This is a genomic window from Aminobacter sp. P4_D5 (assembly GCF_056401815.1).
This window is the reverse complement of record NZ_JBFUIP010001309.1, coordinates 1-536: the sequence shown is the minus strand read 5'-3', so window position 1 is coordinate 536 and position 536 is coordinate 1. Positions and strand designations below refer to the sequence as shown.

1 protein-coding gene is annotated in these 536 nt (G+C 72.0%); it reads left to right on the top strand.

The genetic code is table 11. The features are described from left to right. Nucleotides 1–167 precede the first annotated feature (167 nt). On the top strand, nucleotides 168–536 hold a 369-nt coding region (locus tag AC1DWF_RS38105; protein ID WP_476843586.1), incomplete at its 3' end, for a hypothetical protein.

The following is a 536-nucleotide window of genomic DNA, read 5'->3' as shown; positions in this document are numbered from 1 at the left end:
GCCTCGCCCTGGACGGCCCCTGGCAAGCGCAACCCTTGGGCATGACCTCCGGCGATTGCCGCCCGGCGAGGCAGCGGCGCCCCTAGGCGTCGAGCCCGTCGGGGAGGGCGGGGTGTTGCATTCCCGCGACCATGCCATGCTGCCTCCATCGAATTGGAGGAGGTCCCATGTTCCGCACTGGCCTGGCCGCGCTTCTCGGCGTCGCAACCCTGGCATTCCCGGCGCTTGCGCAGACCATCCCGCCGGGGCCGCGTATCGCCATTACCGCGGTGACGCAGCCCCTCCCGACCCAGCCGCAGTTCGTGCTCGTCGATCAGCGCATCCTGCGCGACGGCCTGCGCGAGCGCAGCAGCGGTCGCATCGAGGTCACCCTGGCCAGCCATGCTGAGCGCAACCTCGCGGGCAACGAGATCGTCCGCCTCGTCCGCGCCGGCCAGGCCGAGATCGGCGCCGGCACCCTCTCCACCCTCTCGGGCGACGTGCCGATCCTGGACGGGGTGGACCTCTCCGGCCTCGCCCCCGATATCGCCTTGGCC